Raw genomic sequence first — 2,625 nt, 5'->3', positions numbered from 1 at the left:
AAGACATGTTTGTATAGAAAGCAAATGGAAGAATTATAAAAGTTGCAGGTTGCAGATGAAAGACCGGAATTACGTTTTTCCAGTATAAATGATCTGGCATCCTGAAGGGATAAATCTTCCATTGGTTTATAGCCTGTCCACTTCATAAAGTGACGTATGTTGTTGATATAGGTATCTGCAGTTCGGGAGGACCTGTTACGAATCAGGCATTCCTCTCTGAGCTTGTTAAAATATTTTTCGTACATAATAAACCTCCATGATACTAGTAACGTTAATGAGTCACTGCCATCATGGAGGTCCACGTATTAAAGATACCCTCTTGAGAAAAAGAGATTCTGGTGTTATTCTATTCATGGCAGTGTTAATGATGATCCTGTTCGATTGTTATTTTGTGGTGATTTAACAATACTACTTTTAGGGCTCATTATCTACTGCCTTTTTAAGTTAAAGAGAAAACTGCGCCACAGCCTTCGCAGGCCATCGCGCAGCGATTTAGTTCAACTGGAATTTATATAATTATCCCTCTAACTTTCCCATTTTACAGGCTTTCCCGCCTGTCCATTAGTAAAATGATATGTAGTTTCCCTTGTTTTTGCCCTTATGAGATAATCACAAGGGAAATAAGGGAAATTTTTTAGTCATTGCCCACCACTTTATCAAGAAGCCGAACCGATTTTCGTTTCGCATCTCTTGTGGAGTGAGCATAGACGTTCATTGTGGTACTGACATCTGAGTGTCCCAACAATTCCTGCACATCTTTTGGGGCAGCTCCATTTGCTAAAAGGTTGCTTGTATAGGTGTGACGTAACTGGTGGAAATGAAAGCCTTCAAATCCCTCTAATGTTTTTGCTACCTTTCTGCATACCGTTCCCAAAGTAGTCGGAAGTTCCAGACAGCCATCAGGTCTTAAGCAGACGAAAGAAATTTCTTTATAATCTGCCGGGACTTCCTCTGTTCTGTCTAAGCAATAATACTCGTAGTACACTCTGTTTTTCTCTTTGACCTCTTTGTAGTAGTTCGTGTGATAAAGTTCTCCATACTGCATTCGATTTTTTAACTGCTCTTTCCGGGCATTACGGAAAATCTCTACCAGCGTATCTCCAAAATCAACAATCCTCACTTTTTTCCGCTTGGTTGGTCCGATGATATATTTGCGCTTTGAGCCATCATATCGGATGCTGCGTCTTATGGTAAGGCATTGTTCTTCCAGATTTACGTCCTGCCATGCCAAACCACAAGCTTCTCCAATACGAAGCCCGGCATAATAGGGTATCTGGATTGGAAGTATTGCGGCTGGGTTCTTTTTTTGAAGATACGCAAGCAGTCTTTCATAATCTTCTCGTGAAATTGGTTGGATATTTCCGTCCATGTCCTCATCCGAAAACAAATCAACTTCGTCCGTCTGATACCGCAGTTTAATATACTGCATGGGATTGAACGTAATATACTGTTTTGGAAATACTGCAAAGCGGAAGGACTGCTGCATGACTGCGGAAAAAGAATGGATGTAATCTTTGCTGTAACCCTTTCTCTCTTTTCCATCGGGATGAACTCCCCCAAAGGAAAGCAAATCAAAGAAGGATTGCAAATGCTCAGAGGTTACATTTTTTAATTTCCGTTCTGCCAATGGGTGTTTCTTAATATTTCGGATTGTTCCGAGGTAATTCTCCACAGTACCATTGCTGAGCGTACCTGTTTTTAATTCCTCCTCTGCCCACACATCCAGAAGTTGTCCGACTGTGAGATTTTCCGCTTTGGCAACAAATTTCTTTTTCTCATAATCATCCATTGCCTGACGGAGCAGCTTTTCAGTTTCACTTTTGCTTTCTGTTCCAACGCATTCTTTCTGAACAAGATTGCCGCTTGCGTCCTCTACATAGAAGCGGTAGTACCATTTCTTTCCTTTTTTTCTTACAGATCCTTTTGCCATAATCGTATATCTCCTTTCGATATTAGACAATCGGAACTGATGAAATGCTTCGTGCGTGTAAGTATATCATAACTCCGGTTGTCTTACTATACCGATTCGGAATCTTCGTATAAGACTTCTGATAAAAGATTTGCAAGCCTTTGTTCTGCTGTTTTTGGTTTCTTGGAATAGAGCCTTACAACGTCCGCCATCTCATTAAGAGCATTGATGGTAGGAGTGATTTCCCTTAAGAACATAATCTCATTATATTCCTCATTCGATTCAAACCCTATTGTTTTGGCAATATCCGTCTGACCTGCATTTCCCTTGAAGTTTTTGCAGGCGAACTGGAAGGAATCCAAAAACAGACCATATTGTTTTAACATCAGCAGTAATAAATCTTTTGAAAAAGCATCTTCTTCTTTGGTAAGGGCAAGCGGTAACTGTTCCAGAATATCTCCCATCGCATCACGAATCTGTAACTCTCTCTTATCCGTAATGTCGGTTTCATATTCATCTGTTTCCCCTTTGAGCCATTCCACAGATACATGGAGTGCTTCCGAAAGACCTTCCAGCACCATTTTTTTCGTATTGTCAATCGAACCATTCTCATAACGCAGGATTGTAGAAGCAGTAACACCCATCTTTTCTGCGACATAAGGCTGTGTCAGATTCAATTCCAGACGGCGCTGTTTTATTCTGCTGCCTATCAGCTT

General features: G+C 40.6%; 3 protein-coding genes. All 3 read right to left on the bottom strand.

Annotation, left to right across the window (positions count from 1 at the left end; all coding sequences use genetic code 11):
• Positions 1–245: phage integrase N-terminal SAM-like domain-containing protein (locus tag GT508_RS14250; RefSeq protein ID WP_161144516.1), on the bottom strand; the 245-nt coding region annotated here is incomplete at its 3' end.
• 389 nt (positions 246–634) lie between these two features.
• Positions 635–1,930 (bottom strand): tyrosine-type recombinase/integrase, encoded by a 1,296-nt coding sequence (locus tag GT508_RS14245; protein ID WP_161144515.1) that lies wholly within the window; start codon positions 1,928–1,930, stop codon positions 635–637.
• An 86-nt stretch (positions 1,931–2,016) separates the two neighbouring features.
• Positions 2,017–2,625: helix-turn-helix domain-containing protein (locus GT508_RS14240; protein ID WP_161144514.1), on the bottom strand; the 609-nt coding region annotated here is incomplete at its 5' end.

This window comes from Dorea sp. BIOML-A1 (assembly GCF_009875615.1).
Lineage (GTDB): Bacteria > Bacillota > Clostridia > Lachnospirales > Lachnospiraceae > Dorea_A > Dorea_A amylophila.
This window is presented reverse-complemented; position numbering and strand designations above follow the sequence as displayed.

What these genes read in the sequence shown, in the direction of transcription:
- GT508_RS14245 (WP_161144515.1), bottom strand. Translation starts at nt 1,930, where the DNA reads ATGGCAAAAGGATCTGTAAGAAAAAAAGGAAAGAAATGGTACTACCGC.